This window comes from Mesorhizobium sp. M0923, from assembly GCF_040319365.1.
Classification (GTDB): Bacteria; Pseudomonadota; Alphaproteobacteria; order Rhizobiales; family Rhizobiaceae; genus Mesorhizobium.
Genome location: NZ_JAMYNW010000009.1, coordinates 21,743 through 40,664 on the forward strand (window position 1 = coordinate 21,743; position 18,922 = coordinate 40,664).

Below are 18,922 nucleotides of genomic sequence, written 5' to 3' on the forward strand. Positions count from 1 at the left end.
AACGCTCAAGCCGGGGCTGACCACGGCTCGGCGAGTGAACCAGCGGGATGCCGCGATGTCATTCAGACCGCTGCTTGGTGACGGACGGGTTCGGAGCCAGGAGGAAAAGTCGGAGCCCCTGCAAACCGCGTCATGGGTCAGCTCCTCGATCGTTTTCGACAACCGGCGGTGGGCGTGCCGGGAGGCGGAGCTCCGCTGGACAGCCCCTCATCATCTGATCGTGCTGACCGAAGAAGGCGGCACGTCCCATACGTCTATCCGGCACGAGGCAAGATCCCTCTACGACGGAATGGATCGTCCCGGAGCCCTCACCTTCGTCCCGGCAGGCGCGGAGCGACAGGGCTTCTATCGCGATGTAAACCTCTCCTATTCAGCCCTGTGGATCGATCCCGATATCGGGCTTCCCGGATGCGAACGCCTGAGGAACCTGCCGATACTGGTAAACAAGAAGGACGCGGTCGTCGCCACGCTGCTGAGTTCGCTTCGCGACGAGATGGCCCTCGGTCACAAGCCGGACACTGCCTATGTCGAGCATCTGGTGGCCCTCGTCAGCCTCCGCGTGGCCAACCTGAGCCGCGAGCAACAGCCGCTCGTACGTCACGGCTGTCTCAGCCGCGGAGCACTTGGTCGAGTTCGGGATTATATCGATGCACGTATGAATTCCGACATTTCGCTAAGCGAGCTTGCAGCTGTCGCCGACTTGGCCGTCGACAGTTTTGCGCGGCGCTTCAAGGCGACGACCGGTCTTGCCCCCTATGCCTATGTAATCGAGGAACGGGTGCGGCGAGCGGAGGCACTGTTGCGCGAAACGGGTTTGTCGATCAGTACCATTGCCTTTCGGCTCGGCTTTTCAAGCCAGAGCCACTTCACCACGACGTTCCGGCGTCTCAGGGGCATGACGCCTCGTGCCTATCGGGTGAATTCTTCTCCAGAATCCTGATAGTGCCGCCGGTTTCTTGAAAGAAAGCCGCTGCGTGCGCCCCCACCTCCAGTGTCGATGACCGAACCCGAGGGTCCGCTGTCGGGGTCAAATTGCCGTCTGCGTCCTTCATTGCGACTGGGAGATCTTGCATGGCCAAAACAGACAACAGGAGGGGGCCAACGCGTCGAACCGTGTTGGAGGGCGGGGTGGCGACCGGGGTGCTCCTGGCTACCGGGATACCGGTCGGCGCCGAGCCGGCCGACACCGTCACGGCGACGGCATCTGGCACGCCGGTACCGACGATGCCGATATCGTTGCGGATCAACGCGAAGGACCTTGCCGTCGAACTCGACCCGCGGACGACGCTGCTCGATGCCCTGCGCAACCATCTCGGCCTCACCGGCTCGAAGAAGGGCTGCGATCACGGCCAGTGTGGCGCATGCACGGTGCTTGTCGATGGACGCCGGATCAATTCCTGCCTGACGCTTGCCGCAATGCATGATGGCGACGAGATCACCACGGTCGAGGGCCTTGCCGAGGGTGACCGGCTGCATCCGGTGCAGGCCGCCTTCGTCGCCCGCGACGGTTTCCAGTGCGGCTACTGTACGCCAGGCCAGATCTGCTCGGCGGTCGGTATGCTGGGCGAAGCCAAGGCCGGCTGGCCGAGCCATGCGAGCGCCGACGTGGCAGCGGCTTCCGTCGCTCTCAGCGATGCCGAGATCCGCGAGCGGATGAGCGGCAACATCTGCCGTTGTGCCGCTTATCCGAACATCGTCGCTGCAATCCGCGACGCGGCAGAGGAGGCATGAGCAATGCAGTCCTTCACTTATGAACGTGCAACGAGTGCCCAGCAGGCGGCCGCCGCGGTCGCGGCCCGGCCGGACGCCAAGTTCATCAGCGGCGGCACCAACCTGCTCGACCTGATGAAGCTCGATATCGAGCGCCCAGCGCATCTCGTCGACATCAGCCGGCTGCCGCTTGATCGGATCGAGGAGACGGCAGAAGGCGGGCTTCGGGTCGGCGCCCAGGTCCGCAACAGCGATCTTGCCGCCGACCCGCGGGTGAGGTCCCGCTATCCGATGCTCACACAAGCGCTGCTGGCGGGAGCGTCCGGCCAGATACGCAACAAGGCCTCGACCAGCGGCAATCTCCTGCAACGCACGCGCTGCCCCTACTTCTACGACCGCAACATGCCCTGCGACAAGCGCCAGCCGGGTTCGGGCTGCGCGGCGCTTCAAGGCTTCAACCGCATGCACGCTGTACTGGGCGCGAGCGAAGCCTGCATCGCGGTCCATCCTTCGGACATGGCGGTCGCCATGTCCGGGCTCGACGCCAGGATCGAGACCGTTTCGCCCGGCGGCGAGACCCGCACGATCCCGATCGGCAATTTCCATCGATTGCCCGAGACGATGCCCCATGTGGAGACCGTGCTCGGCCACGGCGAAATGGTCGTCGCGGTTACCCTGCCGCCGCCACCACCCGGCCGGCAGCTTTACCGCAAAGTGCGCGACCGAGCTTCCTACGCCTTCGCGCTGGTGTCGGTGGCAGCAATCGTCGAAAAAAGCGGCGATCGTATCCGAAGCGCTCGGATCGCCATGGGCGGCGTGGCAGCGAAACCCTGGCGCGCGACGGAGGCGGAGCGCGGGCTGGCAGGCGCAGCGGCGTCCGACGATACCTTTACCGACGCTGCCGAAGCCGCGCTCGCCGGAGCCGTTGGGCATGGCGCCAATGACTTCAAGATCCCGCTGGCGAAACGAACGGTGCGGCACACACTCGCTGCTGCCGTCGAGAGTGCGTGAGGCGACACGATGACAGAGACGACGACCCCGAACAGCGGTTCCCAGATGCAGGCGACGAGCAGGAGATCGATATGAAACTCACGCGACGCGCCGTTACCGCCGCGGGTGGCGGCCTTTTTGTTTCTGCCGCCGCAGCTTGGGGCGCCACATCCGACCCGGGAGCTCGTCACGTGCTCGAGGCCGCCGTCGACGCCTTCTTTGCCGGCTGGGCCTCCGGCGACTGGACGGCATTCCTTGATTGTTGCGATGAGACGATGACCTTCCAATTCCCTGTCGGCGAGCAACGAGGCCGACACGGACCGCCAGACGGCAAGCCGGCACTCGCAGCCTGGACCGCCGCGCATCAAGCGCAAGGAAACAGGATCACGAAATCGACCGTCGATCTCAAGCTCTTCGCCGCCGACTGGGTCATCGTCTGCGATCGCGGGAGCGGGACAATCAGCGGCGCGCCCTACACTGGCCTGCATGCGATCTTCATGCGCGCCGGCCCGACAGGGAAGCTGGTCGAGTTTCGCGAGTATTTCGGCGAGATCGCCGCGTGAGCTCCGGCCGCCGCGCGACGAACATGAAGGTGCGAGGGAGAGGCGTCGTCGCGGCCTCGATGCTTCCGAACTCCAAATGAAAATCTTTAGGTGACTTATGAACGAGACCATACCCGGACTGCCCGGCTCCGCCACCCATTCAAGGGTGAAACCTCGTCCCGATGCTGGCATCATCGGGCGGCCGATCGACCGCATCGACGGTCCGCTCAAAGTGACGGGCAATGCCACCTACGCCTACGAGAATGTGCTGGAAGGTACAGCCTATGGCTATGTTCTCGGTGCCGCCATCGCCAAGGGGCGCATCGCCGAGATCGACACGGCCGAAGCCGAACGGGCGCCGGCGGTGTTGCTCGTCATGACGCACCGGAATGCGCCGGCCCAGCCGGATTTCGGCCCGGCGGTCACGCCGACGGTGCCGGAGGTCTTCACCCGCGCCCGGCCCGCGCTCAACAGCGATCGGGTGCGGTATTACGACGAGCCCGTCGCGCTGGTCGTCGCGGAGACGTTCGAGGCTGCACGCGCTGCTGCGGGCCTCGTTAAAGTGCGCTACGACAAGGAGCCGGGCCTCTACGATCTGACGGGGCATAAGGCCGAGGCCTATGCACCAAAGCGGACAAATGCCGGCTTCGAGACCGACAGCGTGGTCGGCGACTTCGAGAGCGCCTTTGCGGCCGCCCCGGTCAAGATCGATGCCGCTTACCGGACTCCCTTCGAACATCACAATCCGATGGAACCGCATGCGACGCTCGCCGCCTGGTCAGGCAACGGGCTGACGATCCATACATCGGCGCAGACCCTCGCGAACTTCCGGGCCGGGGTCGCCAGCACGCTTCGCATCCCGCTCGAGCGAGTGCGCATCGTGAGCCCTTTCACCGGCGGGGGCTTCGGCTCCAAGCTGATTGCCCATGCCGATACGATCCTGGCCGCACTTGCAGCGCAGGTCCTGCAGCGCCCCGTGAAGATCGCGCTGACGCGGCAACAGATGTTCGCCAATGCCGGTCATCGCGCAGAGATGATCCAACAGGTACGTCTCGGCGCGGATACCGATGGGCGGCTCACCGGGATCGCGCACGATGTCTGGTCCGCGACGTCCAGCTTCGAGGAGTACTGCGAACAAACGGCAGTTTTTGCGCGCTCGCTCTATGCGGCGCCGAACCGTCTCACCCGCCATCGCCTGGTTCCGCTGGACATCAACCGCGGCGAATGGATGCGCTCGCCCGGCGAAGCGCCCGGCATGCTGGCTTTCGAATGCGCAATGGATGAACTCGCCGAGCAGGTCGGCCTGGACCCGATCGAACTCAGGATCCGCAACGAACCGGCTCAGGATCCCGAGCGCGGAGTGCCGTTCTCCACCCGCAATCTCGTCGCCTGCATGGAGGAAGGCGCCCGCCGTTTCGGTTGGGAGCGGAGAAACCCGACACCGGGCCGAACCCGGGAGGGCCGGAAGCTCATCGGCTACGGCATGGCGGCGGCGATCCGTCCGAACTACATCGGCGCGGCGACGGCGCGGGTTGCGATCGACCGGGACGGTCGGGTGACGGCGCGGCTCGACATGACCGACATTGGGACCGGCACCTATACGATCCTGACCCAGATTGCTGCCGAGAGCCTCGGCGTGCCGATCTCGTCCGTCAAGGTGGAGCTCGGCGACAGCCGCTTCCCGCGTACCGCCGGCTCCGGCGGGTCCTGGGGCGCGGCGAGTGCGGGTTCGGCCCTGTATAATGCGTGCAACGCCCTCAAAGGACGGATCCTGGACGCGGCGCAGTCGAGCGAAGCGTCACCGTTGCGCGGCGCGAACGCCACCGAGGCAAACTTTGCCGACAGCGAGGTCAGGATCGGCCAGCGATCGGCGAGCCTGGCCGATCTCATCGGGAGGATCGCTCCCGACGGGTTCGAGGCCGAAGGCTCCGTAGCCGCAGGCGCTACCACCGAGTCATACAAGACTTATTCGCAGCATTCGTACGGAGCGCATTTCGCCGAGGTCGCTGTCGATTGCGATACCGGTGAAATCCGCATGCGCCGGATGCTGACTGTGATCGGCGCGGGCCGTATCCTCAACGCCAAGACCGCGCGCTCGCAAATTATCGGCGGCATGACCTGGGGGATCGGTGCGGCGCTGATGGAGCAGACGGTGCTCGATCCGCGCTATGGCCACTTCGTCAATCACGATCTTGCCGAATATCACGTCCCGGTCAATGGCGACGTCCCCGAGATGGAAGTCGTCTTCCTCGAGGAAGATGACGACAAGGCCAATCCACTTGGCGCCAAGGGTCTCGGCGAGCTCGGCGTCTGCGGTGCGGGGGCTGCCGTCGCCAACGCCATCTACAACGCGACCGGCGTGCGAGTGCGTGAATTCCCCATCACCTTGGACAAGGTGCTGCCCGCCTTGCCCGTGATCGCCATTTGACGCTGCAACTTATCAGCGCCTCCCTCGCCCTCAAGGTGACCAACTCGGAACGGATCGCCATTTCTGCGCCATCGGCGACGACGTCGGCGGTTGACAGCGCTATCCGGTCCTTCCATACAAACGCCGTCAATGTTCTCAGGGCGGGGTGAAAGTCCCCACCGGCGGTAAGGGTCTCGGCCCAAGCCCGCGAGCGCTTTCCGGTTAGCCGGAGGGGTCAGCAGATCCGGTGAGATTCCGGAGCCGACGGTCACAGTCCGGATGGAAGAGAACGAATGGAAGACGGTCCGCTTTCGCGGTTCGGACTCCGTATCGTGCGTCCTGATTCTGGTTCGAAACGGAAGGATGGACCCATGAATCAGCATTCCCAGAACGACTATGAAACGATCCGCGTTGCCGTCATTCGGGCGCGCTGGCACGCCGATATCGTCGACCAATGCGTTGAAGCATTCGAGGCGGAACTGGCGGTTGTCGGGGAGAAACGCTTTGCCGTCGATGTCTTCGATGTGCCGGGCGCCTTTGAGATTCCCCTGCATGCAAAGATGCTTGCCGAGACCGGCCGCTATGCCGCTATCCTCGGCGCCGCGTTCGTCGTCAATGGCGGCATCTACCGGCATGAGTTCGTGGCGAGTGCGGTCATCGACGGCATGATGAACGTGCAATTGTCGACTGGCGTGCCGGTGCTTTCGGCGGTGCTGACGCCGCACAACTACCATGACAGCGCTGACCATCACCGCTTCTTCTTCGAGCATTTCAGGGTCAAGGGCAAAGAGGCGGCCGGTGCCTGCGTGCAACTGCTGGCGACACGCGAACGCATCGCGGCGTGAAATCTCCGTCGCCGGGTGGAAATCCCGGTAAGGCGCTGTAGTATCTCACGAAAACTAGGGAGGATGCCGGTGCAGACCAAGAAGATCATCAATGACGGCAACCGCTCCGTCGACGAGATGCTGGAGGGCATTCTGGCCGCGCATCCGCGCCATCTCCGAAGTGCGGACGGCAGCCCCCGCTCCATCATCGCCCGCGACGGGCCGCGCCCAGGCAAGGTCGGCCTTGTCATCGGCGGCGGCTCGGGCCACGAGCCGACCTTCCTTGGCTTCGTCGGCAAGGGGCTTGCCGACGCGGCCGCGATCGGCAACGTTTTTGCCTCGCCGCCGCCGGACCCGATCCTCGAATGCGCCAAAGCGGCCAGCGGCGGTGCCGGTGTGCTGTTCATGTACGGCAACTATGCCGGCGACGTGATGAATTTCGACATGGCCGCCGAAATGGCGGCGATGGACGATATCGAGGTGCGCACCGTGCTGACCACCGACGATGTCGCCTCGGCGCCACGCGACCAGAGGCAGAAGCGGCGCGGCGTCGCCGGCAATTTCTTCATCTTCAAGGCTGTCGGTGCCGCATGCGACCGGATGCTGACATTCGATGAATGCGAGCGTATCGCCAGGAAGGCCAACGATCACACCTTCACTATGGGCGTGGCGCTGTCGCCCTGTTCGCTGCCGCAGACCCGCCGGCCGAATTTCGAGATCGGACCGGACGAGATGGAGATCGGCATGGGCATCCATGGCGAGCCGGGCATCGCACGCGGAAAACTAAAGACGGCCGACGAGATCACCGACGAGATGCTGGACAAGATCCTCGACGAAATGGCGCCGACGCGCAGCGACAAGGTCGCCGTGCTGGTCAATTCGCTCGGTTCGACGCCGCTGATGGAGCTCTACATCATGAACCGGCGGGTCAAGCAGAGGCTCGACGACATGGGCGTTTCCGTCCACGCGACCTGGGTCGGCAATTATTGCACCTCGCTCGAAATGGCCGGCGCCTCAGTGACGCTGATGCATCTCGACGGCGAATTGCAGGAGATGCTCGACCATCCCTGCGACTGCGCCATGTTCCGCGCCGGCTGAGAAAGCATCATGACCTCGATCGACTCAGCCGGCTTGAAAAGAATGTTCGATGAGATCGCGGCGGCGATCGACGCCGACAAGGACAGGCTCTGCCAACTCGACGGCGTCATCGGCGACGCCGACCACGGCATCGCCATGGCGCTCGGCTTCGGCGCGGTACGCGAGGCGCTGGCGCAACTCGACCTCGCGGCGACCGGACCGACGGCGCTGCTCAATACCGCGGCAAAGTCGTTCCTCAACGCCGTCGGCGCGTCGTCAGGCCCACTCTATGCGACCGCCTTCATGCGCGCTGCCGCCGCCGTCAAAGGCAAGGCAATTCTGGAGGATGCTGACATCATCGCCATGCTCCGGGCGATGGCGCAAGGCATCCAGGATCGCGGCAAGGCCGAGCTCGGCGAAAAGACCATGGTCGACGCCTGGCTGCCGGCAGCACAGGCAGCGGGCGCCGCGCAGGAAGCCGGCAAGACCCTGTTGGAGAGCTTGGAAACTGCACTCGCCGCAGCCGAACGGGGCGCCGAGGCAACCAAGAACATGATCGCCTTCAAGGGCCGCTCCTCGCGGCTCGGCGAACGATCGCTCGGGCATATGGATCCCGGCGCTGCCTCGGCCGTCACGATCATCAAAGCGATACGGGACAGTCTGGCTTAACGGACCTTCGCCGCGTCGAGCCTATCGATGGCCTGGACATTGCCGGCCGACGGTCCCTTCTCATCGAATTCCGAGGCAAGCCATGCATCGACGATCGACTTGGCCAATTCCGGGCCGATGACGCGCGCGCCCATGGTGATGATCTGGGCGTTGTTGGATTTTGCAGCGCGCTCGGCCGAATAGGTGTCGTGGGTGAGTGCGGCGCGAATGCCGGGAACCTTGTTGGCGGAAATGGATACGCCGATGCCGGTGCCGCAAAACAGGATGCCGCGATCGTTCTCGCCGTCCAGGATGGTCTGGGCGAGCTTCTGTGACAGGTCGGCGTAGAAGCCCGTCTGGCTGAGATCGCTGACCGTGAGGCCGGGCTTGGTGGCGAGGTGAGCGGCGATGACATCGAGCAGCGGTTTGCCGGCGCTGTCGGCTCCAATGGCTATTTTCATGTTCGGTTTCCTTCCTGTTCGATGGTTCAGATCGCCGCTGAGGCGCGTTTGAGGATGTCTATATAGCCGTCCGCCTGCCAGGCGGAACGGCCGATGAACAAGCCGTCTATATGAGACTGTCCGATCAGTTCGGCGGCATTTTGCGGATTGACGCTGCCGCCATAAAGCACCGGCGGCACGGCCGGCAGCAGGTCGCGCGCGATTTTCTTGATCAGCGCCTGCTGTCTGCCGGCATAGTCCGAGCTTGCCGGCACGCCCTTGTCGCCGATCGCCCAGACCGGCTCATAGGCAAACAGGATCGTCGCCGCCCTGGCCGCGCCTTCGAGAAACTGCAGCGCGCCGTGCACCTGCAAGGCCAGCACCGTATCCGCCTGCCCGCTGTCGCGTTGAGCCAAAGTCTCGCCGACGCAGATCAGTGGCACGAGACCGTGCTTCACCGCCGCTGCGGTCTTCAGCCCGACAGCCTTGTCGGTCTCGCCGAAATACTCGCGCCGTTCGCTGTGGCCCAACTCTACCATATCAAGTTCGCAGTCTTTCAGCATTACCGGCGAGATCTCGCCGGTCCAGGCGCCGGCGTCAGCCCAATGCATGTTCTGCGCGCCGACCTTGATGCGCGTCGGCGACAGCGCTTTCTTGACCTCGCGGACCGCCGTGAAGGGTGGGATGACGAAGGGCTGGATGCGCTCGTCGAAACCGGGGACGAACTCGGCCAATGCCCTCGTGAAAGCCATCGCCTCGGCGAGCGTCTTGTTCATTTTCCAGCTGGTGCCGACCCAGTAAACCATGCGTGCTCCTCCTACTCTGCGACCACTGTCAGCGACACGCCGGCACCATCCAGCGCCGCACGCATCTGCGGCTGCGGCTCGCGGCCGGTGAAGACGGTATCGAAAGCCTTGAGATCGGTCAGGAAATGCAAGGCTGTGCGGCCGAACTTGCCGTGATCGACCAGCAGATATTTGCGCGCCGCAGCGGCCATCATCAGCCGTTTGGTCTGGACCACTTCCTGATCCTGGTGAAAGGCGGAAGCGCCGTGGATAGCCGATGACGACAGGAAGGCGACATCGGCGCGCAATGATTTCAGCGTGTCCTCGGCGAGCAGGCCGAAGAAGCCGTGAAACTTCTTGCTGTACTGGCCGCCGAGCGCAATCAGGTTGATGCCGGCAACGCCCGCCAAATCCTGGATGACAGCCAGATTGTTCGAGATCACCGTCAGCGGACGCAGATCGGCGAGATGCCGAGCAACGCCGCCCGCGGTCGAGCCGTCGTCGATGATCACCGTCTGACCCGGTTCGATCATCGTCACGGCAGCGGCGGCGATGCGCTTTTTCTCGTCGCCGGCCAGTCTCTGGCGGTAGCGGAAATCGCTCTCGAAAAGGCTGCTCGGCTGAATCGAGGCGCCGCCGCGTACCTTGCGCAGGAAGCCGCCCTCCTCGAGCTCGTCGAGGTCGCGGTGGACGGTCATCTTGGAGACGCCGAAGCGCGAGGCAAGATCGTCGACACTGGCGGTGCCGGTGTCCATCAGAAAATCCATGATGCCTTGCCGACGGCCGTCGCTCTTCATTTCCGCGGCTTCCTCGTGCAATCCGAACCACGTTCCGAGATATAACAGGAGACGTCGCATAGCCACCAGTATTTTTGTGATAATGTTATATCTGCCTGGGATATCATGACGCTTCTGACGGCGTGCCGTAACAAGAATTGCTGTCGGCCGGGCGTCCAGCGGTTGCGGTGCAGCGGAAATCCGGCCAGAAGCTTTAGCGGGCTCGACAATAGCCGAACAGCCCGCAAACACTGGCTCGAAACCGGATACGGGAGACTACTGAGTGGCTCGCATCACACTGAGACAATTGCTCGATCATGCCGCCGAATACGGTTATGGCGTGCCTGCCTTCAACATGAACAATATGGAACAGGGCCTCGCCATCATGGAGGCAGCCGAGGAGACCAAATCGCCGGTCATCCTGCAGGCGAGCCGCGGCGCGCGGGCCTACGCCAACGATGTCGTGCTGGCCAAGCTGATCGACGCGCTGGTCGAAATCCATCCTGATATCCCGGTCTGCATGCATCTCGACCATGGCAACAACGAAGCGACCTGCGTTACCGCAATCCAGTACGGCTTCACCTCGGTGATGATGGACGGATCGCTGAAGGAAGACGGCAAGACGCCGGCCGACTACGGCTATAATTCCGATATCACCCGCCGCGTCGTCGATATGGCGCATTGGGGCGGCGTGTCGGTGGAGGGCGAGATCGGCGTTCTCGGATCGCTGGAGATGGGCGGCGGCGAACAGGAGGACGGCCATGGCGTCGAGGGCGTCATCAGCCACGATCAGCTGCTGACCGACCCGGTTCAGGCCGAACAGTTCGTGCGCGACACCCGTGTCGATGCGCTGGCCGTCGCCATGGGCACCAGCCACGGCGCCTACAAGTTCAGCCGCAAGCCGGACGGCGCGGTGCTTGCCATGAACGTCATCGAGGAAATCCACCGCCGCTTGCCGAACATGCACCTCGTCATGCACGGCTCGTCCTCGGTGCCGGAGGAGCTGCAGGAGATCATCAACAAATATGGCGGCCAGATGAAGCCGACATGGGGGGTGCCGGTCGAGGAAATCCAGCGCGGCATCAAGCATGGCGTGCGCAAGATCAATATCGATACCGACAACCGCATGGCGCTGACCGGCGCGATCCGCAAGGTGCTGACCGAGAACCCGAGCGAATTCGATCCGCGCAAATATCTGACGCCGGCGATGGCCGCCATGCGGAAGCTGTGCAAGGAGCGTTTCGAGCAGTTCGGCACTGCCGGCAACGCACCGAGGATCAAGCCGCTGCCGGTCTCGGAAATGGCCAAGCGCTACAAGTCGGGCAGTCTCGATCCGAAATTCGGCTGACATATTCCGGTTCTGAGCAGGAGCCGCGTCGGCACCTGCTCATCCATCATGCTTTCGGCAAAAGACCGGCCCTGCCGGCCTCGATGAAGGGCGCCCAATAGTCGACCGATTCGCGGATCATGGCGACGACCTGGTGGTCGACGGGCTCGCGTTCGCGGAACGACAATTCGAGGCAGATCTCATTGTCGACGCCGCCGCCACGGCGAACAGTGTCCAGCAGCTTTTCCGGCGTGATGCGGCCGTCCTTGTTGTAGGCGGCAATGAACGGCCAATGGCCACCCTTGTTCATTGAGGATTGCTTGACGTGGATGATCGGCGATTCCTTTGGAAAGGCTTCGGCCCAGGCATAGGGGTCGATGTCGTCCGGATTGCTCGACGTCACGTCGCCATGGTCGATATCGACCATCATCTTGAGCGGGATCGCCATGCCGGCCGCATCGATCTCGCTCTGCAGCGTCCGGCAGCTTTCGATCGTATGGCCGAACTCGCGGCCGACCGACATCGGCTCCCAGAACAGGTAGGTCAAGCCGGCCGCTTTGGCGTGCTCGGCGACCGCGCGCCAGCATTCCAGCGCGATCTCGAAAAGCCGCGCGCGACGCTCGGGATCGTCATAGTCACGATGAGTGAAGATCGCGAATTGCGTGCCCATGCCGCGGGCGCCGAGCTCGGCCGAAATTTCGGCAAAGGTCTTGAACCAGTCGACATAATAGCGCCGCACGTCGGCATCGGGATGGCCGAAATGATTGAGCCGGCCGTAGGGGCCGGTCATCGCGGAGGTCACACGCACGCCGGTGCGGTTGAGAGCGGAGCGGAACAGGCGGATGAATTTGGCGATCGTCGCCGCCGGCCAACCGGGATTGACGAATTCATGCGTGAGCTGCACGTCGCGGATGCCGATGTCGTACGCGATCGCATCGATCAGATCGTCCGGTTCGGCGAAACGATTGACCAGCGGGTTGGTGTTGAGGGACAGCGTAAAGGCCATCAGCCTGCCTTCGCCAGCCGGCTCGAGCACCAGTCTTCGAAGGCGGTTCTTTCTGCGGCGGACAGATGCAGTCCGTGTTTGGTGCGCCGTTCGAGAATATCGGCGGCCGTCTCGGCCCATTCATGCTCGAACAGGTAATTGGCTTCGCGCTCGAACAAATCCTTGCCGAAGCGCCGCCCCAGTTCAGCGAGCGAACCGGCCGCGCCGACCAGATCACGCGTCCTTGTGCCGTAGAGCCGGCCATAATGCTTGACCAGCGAGGCCGGCATCCAGGGATGTTCGTGGCCGAGGTCACCGAGGAACTGCTCGAAATCGGCATTGGCGATATCGCCGCCTGGCAGATGTCCTTTCGAGGTCCACGGCTTGCCCATCTTCGGGAAGAACGGGGCGATGCGGTCGAGCGCGTGCTCGGCCAGCTTGCGGAAGGTGGTGATCTTGCCACCGAAGACGGAAAGCAGCGGCGCCTGTCCCGCCGCCACGTCGAGCTCGAAAATATAGTCGCGGGTGACCGCGCTCGGATTGTCGGCATTGTCGTCATAAAGCGGCCTGACGCCGGAAAACGAGTAGACGACGTCGCTGCGCGCAAGCTGGCGCTTGAAGTAGCGGTTGACCACCTTAATCAGGTAGTCGACCTCGCTGGCGTCGGCGGTCACGTCTTCCGGCCGCCCGTCATAAGGAATGTCGGTGGTGCCGATCAGCGCCAGATCGTTCTGGTAGGGATTGATGAAGATCACGCGCTTGTCGCTGTTCTGGACGAGATAGGCTTGCCGGCCTTCCCAGAATTTCGGCACGACGATGTGGCTGCCCTTGACCAGGCGCACGTTGCGCCTGGAATTCTGGCCAGCGACGCGATTGATGATGTCATTGACCCAGGGGCCGGCGGCGTTGACCAGCGCCCGTGCCCGAACCGTGGTCCTGACGCCGGTTCGACCGTCGCGCATCTCCACCGACCACAGGCCGTTTTCGCGGCGGGCGGCGGTGCAGGCAGTGCGGGTGAATATCCTGGTCCCACGCTCCGCGGCGTCGAGCGCGTTGATGACGACCAGGCGGGCGTCGTCGACCCAGCAGTCGGAATATTCGAAGCCGCGTTTGAAGCTGTCCTTGATCGGCGCGCCCTCGGGTGCGGTGCGCAGGTCAAGCGTGCGAGTGGCCGGCAGCCGCTTGCGGCCGCCAAGATGGTCGTAGAGGAACAGGCCGAGCCGGACCAGCCAGGCCGGCCGATCATCCGGGCTGTGCGGCAGCACGAAGCGCATCGGCCAGATGATGTGCGGCGCGGATTCCAGCAGCACCTCGCGCTCGATAAGCGCCTCCCGCACTAGGCGGAACTCGTAGTATTCGAGATAGCGCAAACCGCCATGGACGAGCTTTCCCGATCGCGAACTGGTGCCTTCGGCGAGATCGTCTTTTTCGCAGAGGATGACCGACAGCCCCCGGCCTGCTGCATCGCGCGCAATGCCGGCGCCATTGACGCCGCCGCCAATGACGAAGAGATCGACGATTTCGCTGTCACCGCTCATCTCGCTCTATGCCCTGTCGTCAGCATGGATTGACCGGCGGCAGGCCGGCGATGAAGCGGCGCACTTCCTCGGCCGCCTGCTCGGCAGCATAAGTCACCGTGCGTACCGACGCGCCGGCGATATGCGGCGTCAGCGTCACATTCGGCAGCTGCAGCAGCGGCCAGTCGGCCGGCACCGGCTCGACGGCGAACGTCTCCAGCATGGCACTGCCGATCTGCCCCGAGACGAGCCCCTCGTAGAGCGCATCGTAGTCGACCAGCGGTCCGCGCGCGGTATTGACGAAGATCACGCCGGGCTTCATCCGGGCAATGGCGTCCTTGCCGATCAGGCCGCGCGTCTCCTCGGTGACCCGGGAATGCAGCGTGACCACATCGGAGCGCGACAGGAGATCGTCCAGCGCAACCAGCTCGACGCCGGCATTGCGGTCCTCGACGCTCAATTGCACATAGGGATCGGAGACCAGGATGCGGCAGCCGAATGCGCGCAGCAGCCGAACCAGCCTGGTGCCGATATTGCCATAGCCGATGACGCCAACGGTCATTTCGTTGAGCTCGCGGCCGGTGCGGTCGGCGCGGTAGAGATCGCCGCGCCACTCGCCCTTGCGCAAGGCTTCGTGGCCGACGCGGATCAGCCGCGTCTCGGCGAGAATGGCGCCGATGGTGAACTCGGCCACCGCGCTGGCGTTGCGGCCGGGCACATTGACCACGGTGATGCCATGGGCGTTGGCGGCAGCCATGTCGATGTTGATCGGCCCGCCGCGCGACACCGCAACCAGCCTGAGCGCCGGCAAGCGCTGCATCATGGTTTCGGAAAGCGGCGCAAGCTGGGTGACGAAGATTTCGGCATCGCCGATAAAATCGACCACCTCGTCCGGATCACCGAAATATTCCTTGACCTTGTCGAGGCCGAGCGCCGCATTGCCGAATTCCATCGGCTCGTCGGGCCATGCGGTCTCAATGGTGCGGATGTCGAGATTATCGCCGCAGGCCGCTTCGATTTTCTCGCGAAACACTTCCGGAAGCATGAAGCGGTCGCCGATGATCGCAATTTTGTTGGGCATGCTCTTCTCAATTCACGTCAGTTTGTCTGGATGCGGCCAGCGAACGCCAGACCGGCCGCAGCGCCTCATGCGCCAATGTGTAGGACGGAACAATCGCCTCGTAGGCAGCGGCAAGTTTTCGGTCGCTAGGTTCGGCCGCACGGAGCAAAGGCGTGACCCATTCACTGACGCAATCGTCCATTGATGCGTACTGGCCGACGCAGACCGCAGCAATCATCGCAGCGCCCGCAGCACCGGCCTCCTCGCGCTCGCTGGTGCGAATGTCGGCGCCGACCGCAGCACCCAGGATCTTGCGCAGAGCCGGGCTCCTGGCCGCTCCACCAGTCAGGCGGATTTCCTCGGGCAGCGGCCCCATGGCGGCGTAGCAATCGCGTGCCGCGAAAGCCAGCCCTTCGAACACCGCACGAACCATGTCGGCATAGCCGTGCCTGGACGAAATGCCGACGAAACCGGCCCTGGCATTGGCATCGACGAACGGGCCGCGCTCGCCCGCCTCGGAGACATAGGGCTGGTAGAGCAGCGAGCCTGGCTCGGACGACGATATCCACTGGTCGACCAGCGCGATCATCTCGCCATTGGTCCGCGTGATACCTTGCGAGGCGAGAATGCCGGAGGCGAGGCCGAGGACCCAGTCGATGTTGAGCGTTGCCGCCATGTTCGACTGCATCTGCGCAAAGACGCCCGGTGCCGGCATGGTCATCGTGTAGCCGGTTGCAGCTTCGTTGAGCAGAACCTCGTCCGGCGTCTCGGCAAGCCGCATATGCATTCCGGTGGAGCCGATTATCGAGCATCCCGGCTTGTGCTCGCGATCGAACAGGCCGGCGCCGAGCGCCGTGCAGGCGACATCGACATAGGCCAGAACGACCGGCGTGCCGGCAAGCAGGCCGGTCGCATCGGCTGCTGTCGCCGACAGTGCGGTGCTTTGCCTGGTGCCATCGACGATGGGCGGCAGCAGATGCCTGAGATCGGTGACGCCGAGCACCTCAAGAACATCGTCGCAATAGCTGCGCGTGCGGAAGTCGCCGAAGGTGAAGGTGCCTTCGGACGGGTCGGTGGCGCGTTGGCCGGTCAACTTGAAATAAAGCCAGTCCTTGCAGTGGAACGCCGTCGCTGCATTGGCAAGCATCGCGGGCATGTGGCGCTTCATGAAGACGAATTGCGACCCCTGCTGGCAGGCAGCGAGCCCGCTGCCGGTCTTTTCGAAGCGCAGCCGGTCTTCGGGCCGCGCGCGGATCTCCTCGACGACGGCGGCAGCGCGCGCGTCGAGCCACAGCCAGCCCTTGGCCACCGGCTCGCCATCCTTGTCGATCAGCCAGGTGCCGTCGCCCTGCCCGGTCACGGCGATGGCAATGGTCCGGCTGGCGAGATCCGGCACCTTGTCGGCCAGTTGGCGCAAGGTCGTCGCGGTATCGGCCCAGGTGCGGACTAGGTCCTGCTCGGCGCCGCCACCCGGCAGTGTCTCGTATCTGTTCGGCAGCGCGGCTGCCGCGATCTGCCTGCCCGCCGTGTCGAAGGCGACGGATTTGATAACAGACGTGCCGGCGTCGATGCCGATCAGCACATCCCGCATCAGGCAAGCTCCGTGCCGTGCGAAATGGCGTCGCCGCTCGCCTGATCGAAGACGTGCAGGTTTTTTGGATCGATGCTGACCTTGATAGGCGCCCCGAGTTCCAGGCGAGTCCGGTCATGTTCGACCAGAACCAGCGAGCCGCCGGCGAAGTCGGCGGCGATATGGGTCTGGTCGCCGAGCCATTGATTGGCCGAAACCGTGGCCGGCACACCGTCCTTGGAGCGGCGGACGGCATAGGGCCTGACACCGATGACGACGCGTTGCCGGTTGAGCAATTCATCGCGAACTGGGCTGCTGAACGCGTCCTTGTCGTAGTCGAGCGAAAGCCCGTCGGGCAGCTTGAGACTGATCTTGTCGGCAGCCGTGCCGACATAGGCCTCGAAGACATTCATCGGCGGCTCGCCGACGAAGGTGCCGGTGAACAGGTTTGCCGGCCGTTCCTTGAGCCTGTCAGGCGTATCGAACTGCTGCAGCACGCCGCCCTCCATGACGGCGATGCGATCGGCCAGCGCATTGGCCTCGGTCTGGTCGTGCGTGACCAGGATCGCGGTCAGGCCACGCTCCTTGATGAAATGCTTGATGCGGCCGCGCAGCACGGCGCGAAGCTGCGGCTCGAGCTGGCCCATCGGCTCGTCCAGCAGATGCAGGTCGGCCTCGCGGATCAGCGCCCGGCCGAGGCTGGCGCGCTGCTGCTGGCCACCGGAGATCGAGTTCGGATAGCGCTCGAGAATGTCCTCGATCTCGAGCAGCTTGGCGATGTTGGCAACCTTTGCATCGACCGCACTCTTCGCCAGCCTGGCCGCCTTGAGGGCGAAGGCCATGTTCTCGCGCACGGTGAGGGGCGGATAGAGCGAATAGCCCTCGAAGGCCATTGCGACGTTGCGCCTGACCGGCGGCAACGTGTGCACCTTGCGGCCGGCAACCGCGATGGTGCCGCGCGAGACCTCTTCGAAGCCTGCGATCATACGCAATGTCGAGGTCTTGCCGCAACCGGACGAGCCGAGCAGCGCCACGATCTCGCCCTTGGCGATTTCCATCGTCAGGTTCTTGACCGCATGCACACCGCGGTCGATCGGACCGTAGAACTTGTCGACGCCTGAGAGGGTGATTGCGCTTGGGCTCATGCCGCTTCTCCACTGCGCAAATTGACGACGTTTTTCGAGCCAATGCGCTCGCCGCTCGCGCGATCGAACAGCAGGGCGCTTTTGCTGTCGACGGCTATATGCGCCCTGCCCTCGGATTGGCCAGGTGTCCCGGACGGACGCGAGACCAAGATTTCACGGCCGCGCACGGTTCGCGCCAGGGTGACGATCTTCTCGTTGAGCGGCGTCTCAGCCTCGACCGTCACCGGGATGGCGCCGGGCGTGCCTTCATCAACAAACGCCAGAGCCTCCGGCCGCAGGCCGATCACGCAATCACGGCCGACCGCCGCCTCATGCGCGCCGGCAAGATGGACCTGGACGTTGGACAGGCCGACATAGATGCCCTTGGCGTCCCGCGACGGCTTGACGTCCAGAAGGTTGATGGTCGGGTCGCCGAACAGCCGGGCAATCTCGACATTGGCCGGCTCGCGATAGATCTGCTCGGGCGTGCCGAGCTGTTTGACGACGCCTTGCGACATCACCGCGATGCGGTCGCCGAGCGCCATCGCTTCCTTGTAGTCTTGGGTGACGTAGATGACGGTCGCGCCACGATCGGCGAGCAGCCTTGGCAGCTCGAGGCGCATTTCGAAGCGCAATTTGGCATCGACGTTGCGCAAGGGATCATCGAGCAGCAGCAGCGGCGGCGAGCCGACCAACGCGCGGGCAAGCGCGGTGCGTTGCTTCTGGCCGTTGGACAGCGCCCGCGGCTTGTGGCTGAGCACATGGCCGATTTTCAACAGCTTAGCGACGCTCTCGACGCCGGTCTTTATCGTGCCCTGCGATGAGTGCTTCGCCTGCAGAGGCGTGGCTATGTTGTCGAACGCCGTCATATGCGGGAACAGCGCGAAGTTCTGGAATGCCATGCCGACGCCGCGGAACTCGGCGTCGAGATCGGTCATGTCCTCGCCGCCGATGAGGATCTTTCCCTCGTCGGGGTCGATGACCCCGGCCACCAGCCGCAACAGCACCGTCTTGCCGGCGCCGGACGGTCCGAACAGGACCAGCGTTTCGCCGTCGGCGACGGTCAGCGACAGATTGTCGAGAACGGTCTGGCTTTTATAGCGCTTGACGATGTTTCGCAGTTCGAGGCTTGCCATCGGA

General features: G+C 64.0%; 18 protein-coding genes and 1 riboswitch. Of the genes, 9 read left to right on the forward strand and 9 right to left on the reverse strand.

The annotated features are described in order from the left end of the window. Window positions 1–55 precede the first annotated feature (55 nt). The 8 genes from NKH89_RS16865 to dhaL all read left to right on the forward strand — a co-directional run bounded on the left by NKH89_RS16865 (window position 56) and on the right by dhaL (window position 8,219). On the forward strand, window positions 56–940 hold the full coding sequence (locus tag NKH89_RS16865; protein WP_352909371.1) for a helix-turn-helix domain-containing protein: 885 nt from the start codon (window positions 56–58) through the stop codon (window positions 938–940). A gap of 131 nt (window positions 941–1,071) precedes the next feature. Beyond that, window positions 1,072–1,731: a 2Fe-2S iron-sulfur cluster-binding protein gene (locus tag NKH89_RS16870; RefSeq protein WP_023716741.1), complete on the forward strand. Its 660-nt coding sequence runs from the start codon at window positions 1,072–1,074 to the stop codon at window positions 1,729–1,731. Between the two features lie 3 nt (window positions 1,732–1,734). Continuing rightward, window positions 1,735–2,721 (forward strand): FAD binding domain-containing protein, encoded by a 987-nt coding sequence (locus NKH89_RS16875; RefSeq protein WP_023716740.1) that lies wholly within the window; start codon window positions 1,735–1,737, stop codon window positions 2,719–2,721. A gap of 71 nt (window positions 2,722–2,792) precedes the next feature. Further along, entirely contained in the window at window positions 2,793–3,263 is a 471-nt protein-coding gene (locus NKH89_RS16880; RefSeq protein WP_352482698.1) for a nuclear transport factor 2 family protein, read from the forward strand. Window positions 3,264–3,360: 97 nt separating this feature from the next. After that, window positions 3,361–5,670 (forward strand): xanthine dehydrogenase family protein molybdopterin-binding subunit, encoded by a 2,310-nt coding sequence (locus tag NKH89_RS16885; protein ID WP_352909373.1) that lies wholly within the window; start codon window positions 3,361–3,363, stop codon window positions 5,668–5,670. 127 nt (window positions 5,671–5,797) lie between these two features. Continuing rightward, window positions 5,798–5,944, forward strand: a riboswitch (FMN riboswitch). Window positions 5,945–6,020: 76 nt separating this feature from the next. After that, the gene (locus NKH89_RS16890; protein ID WP_352482699.1) at window positions 6,021–6,494 is read left to right on the forward strand and encodes a 6,7-dimethyl-8-ribityllumazine synthase; all 474 of its coding nucleotides are present in this window, start codon (window positions 6,021–6,023) and stop codon (window positions 6,492–6,494) included. Between the two features lie 63 nt (window positions 6,495–6,557). Next, window positions 6,558–7,571, forward strand: a complete 1,014-nt coding sequence (locus tag NKH89_RS16895) for a dihydroxyacetone kinase subunit DhaK (protein ID WP_352909374.1) — start codon at window positions 6,558–6,560, stop codon at window positions 7,569–7,571. Between the two features lie 9 nt (window positions 7,572–7,580). Next, a complete protein-coding gene (gene dhaL, locus NKH89_RS16900; protein ID WP_023716735.1) occupies window positions 7,581–8,219 on the forward strand; it encodes a dihydroxyacetone kinase subunit DhaL in 639 nt (212 codons plus the stop codon). Here the strand turns inward: dhaL and derI are convergent. The 3 genes from derI to NKH89_RS16915 are packed head-to-tail and all read right to left on the reverse strand — an operon-like array spanning window position 8,216 to window position 10,220. Beyond that, on the reverse strand, window positions 8,216–8,659 hold the full coding sequence (derI, locus tag NKH89_RS16905) for a D-erythrulose-4-phosphate isomerase (RefSeq protein ID WP_352547512.1): 444 nt from the start codon (window positions 8,657–8,659) through the stop codon (window positions 8,216–8,218). The two genes, dhaL and derI, sit on opposite strands and share 4 nt — an antisense overlap. Before the next feature lie 26 nt (window positions 8,660–8,685). Continuing rightward, on the reverse strand, window positions 8,686–9,444 hold the full coding sequence (locus NKH89_RS16910; protein ID WP_352482707.1) for a triose-phosphate isomerase: 759 nt from the start codon (window positions 9,442–9,444) through the stop codon (window positions 8,686–8,688). 11 nt (window positions 9,445–9,455) lie between these two features. Next, on the reverse strand, window positions 9,456–10,220 hold the full coding sequence (locus NKH89_RS16915) for a DeoR/GlpR family DNA-binding transcription regulator (RefSeq protein ID WP_031193326.1): 765 nt from the start codon (window positions 10,218–10,220) through the stop codon (window positions 9,456–9,458). A 262-nt stretch (window positions 10,221–10,482) separates the two neighbouring features. Between NKH89_RS16915 and fba the strand changes: the two genes are divergently transcribed. After that, the gene (gene fba, locus NKH89_RS16920) at window positions 10,483–11,547 is read left to right on the forward strand and encodes a class II fructose-bisphosphate aldolase (RefSeq protein ID WP_352493967.1); all 1,065 of its coding nucleotides are present in this window, start codon (window positions 10,483–10,485) and stop codon (window positions 11,545–11,547) included. Window positions 11,548–11,593: 46 nt separating this feature from the next. Here the strand turns inward: fba and NKH89_RS16925 are convergent, their stop codons facing one another. From NKH89_RS16925 to NKH89_RS16950, 6 genes are read right to left on the reverse strand one after another with little or no spacing between them, the layout of a single operon-like run. After that, the gene (locus NKH89_RS16925) at window positions 11,594–12,532 is read right to left on the reverse strand and encodes a sugar phosphate isomerase/epimerase family protein (protein WP_023716731.1); all 939 of its coding nucleotides are present in this window, start codon (window positions 12,530–12,532) and stop codon (window positions 11,594–11,596) included. Next, window positions 12,532–14,049, reverse strand: coding sequence for a glycerol-3-phosphate dehydrogenase (locus tag NKH89_RS16930; protein ID WP_352590270.1), 1,518 nt, complete (start codon window positions 14,047–14,049; stop codon window positions 12,532–12,534). The genes NKH89_RS16925 and NKH89_RS16930 overlap by 1 nt, the downstream gene beginning before the upstream one ends. A gap of 19 nt (window positions 14,050–14,068) precedes the next feature. Next, window positions 14,069–15,109 (reverse strand): 2-hydroxyacid dehydrogenase, encoded by a 1,041-nt coding sequence (locus NKH89_RS16935; protein ID WP_023716729.1) that lies wholly within the window; start codon window positions 15,107–15,109, stop codon window positions 14,069–14,071. A 7-nt stretch (window positions 15,110–15,116) separates the two neighbouring features. After that, complete coding sequence (locus NKH89_RS16940; protein WP_352909376.1) at window positions 15,117–16,679, reverse strand: FGGY-family carbohydrate kinase; 1,563 nt, start codon at window positions 16,677–16,679, stop codon at window positions 15,117–15,119. Continuing rightward, window positions 16,679–17,803, reverse strand: a complete 1,125-nt coding sequence (locus NKH89_RS16945) for an ABC transporter ATP-binding protein (protein WP_352909378.1) — start codon at window positions 17,801–17,803, stop codon at window positions 16,679–16,681. Before NKH89_RS16945 ends, NKH89_RS16940 begins: the two co-directional genes overlap by 1 nt. After that, window positions 17,800–18,918, reverse strand: coding sequence for an ABC transporter ATP-binding protein (locus NKH89_RS16950; RefSeq protein WP_023716726.1), 1,119 nt, complete (start codon window positions 18,916–18,918; stop codon window positions 17,800–17,802). Before NKH89_RS16950 ends, NKH89_RS16945 begins: the two co-directional genes overlap by 4 nt. Window positions 18,919–18,922 lie beyond the last annotated feature (4 nt).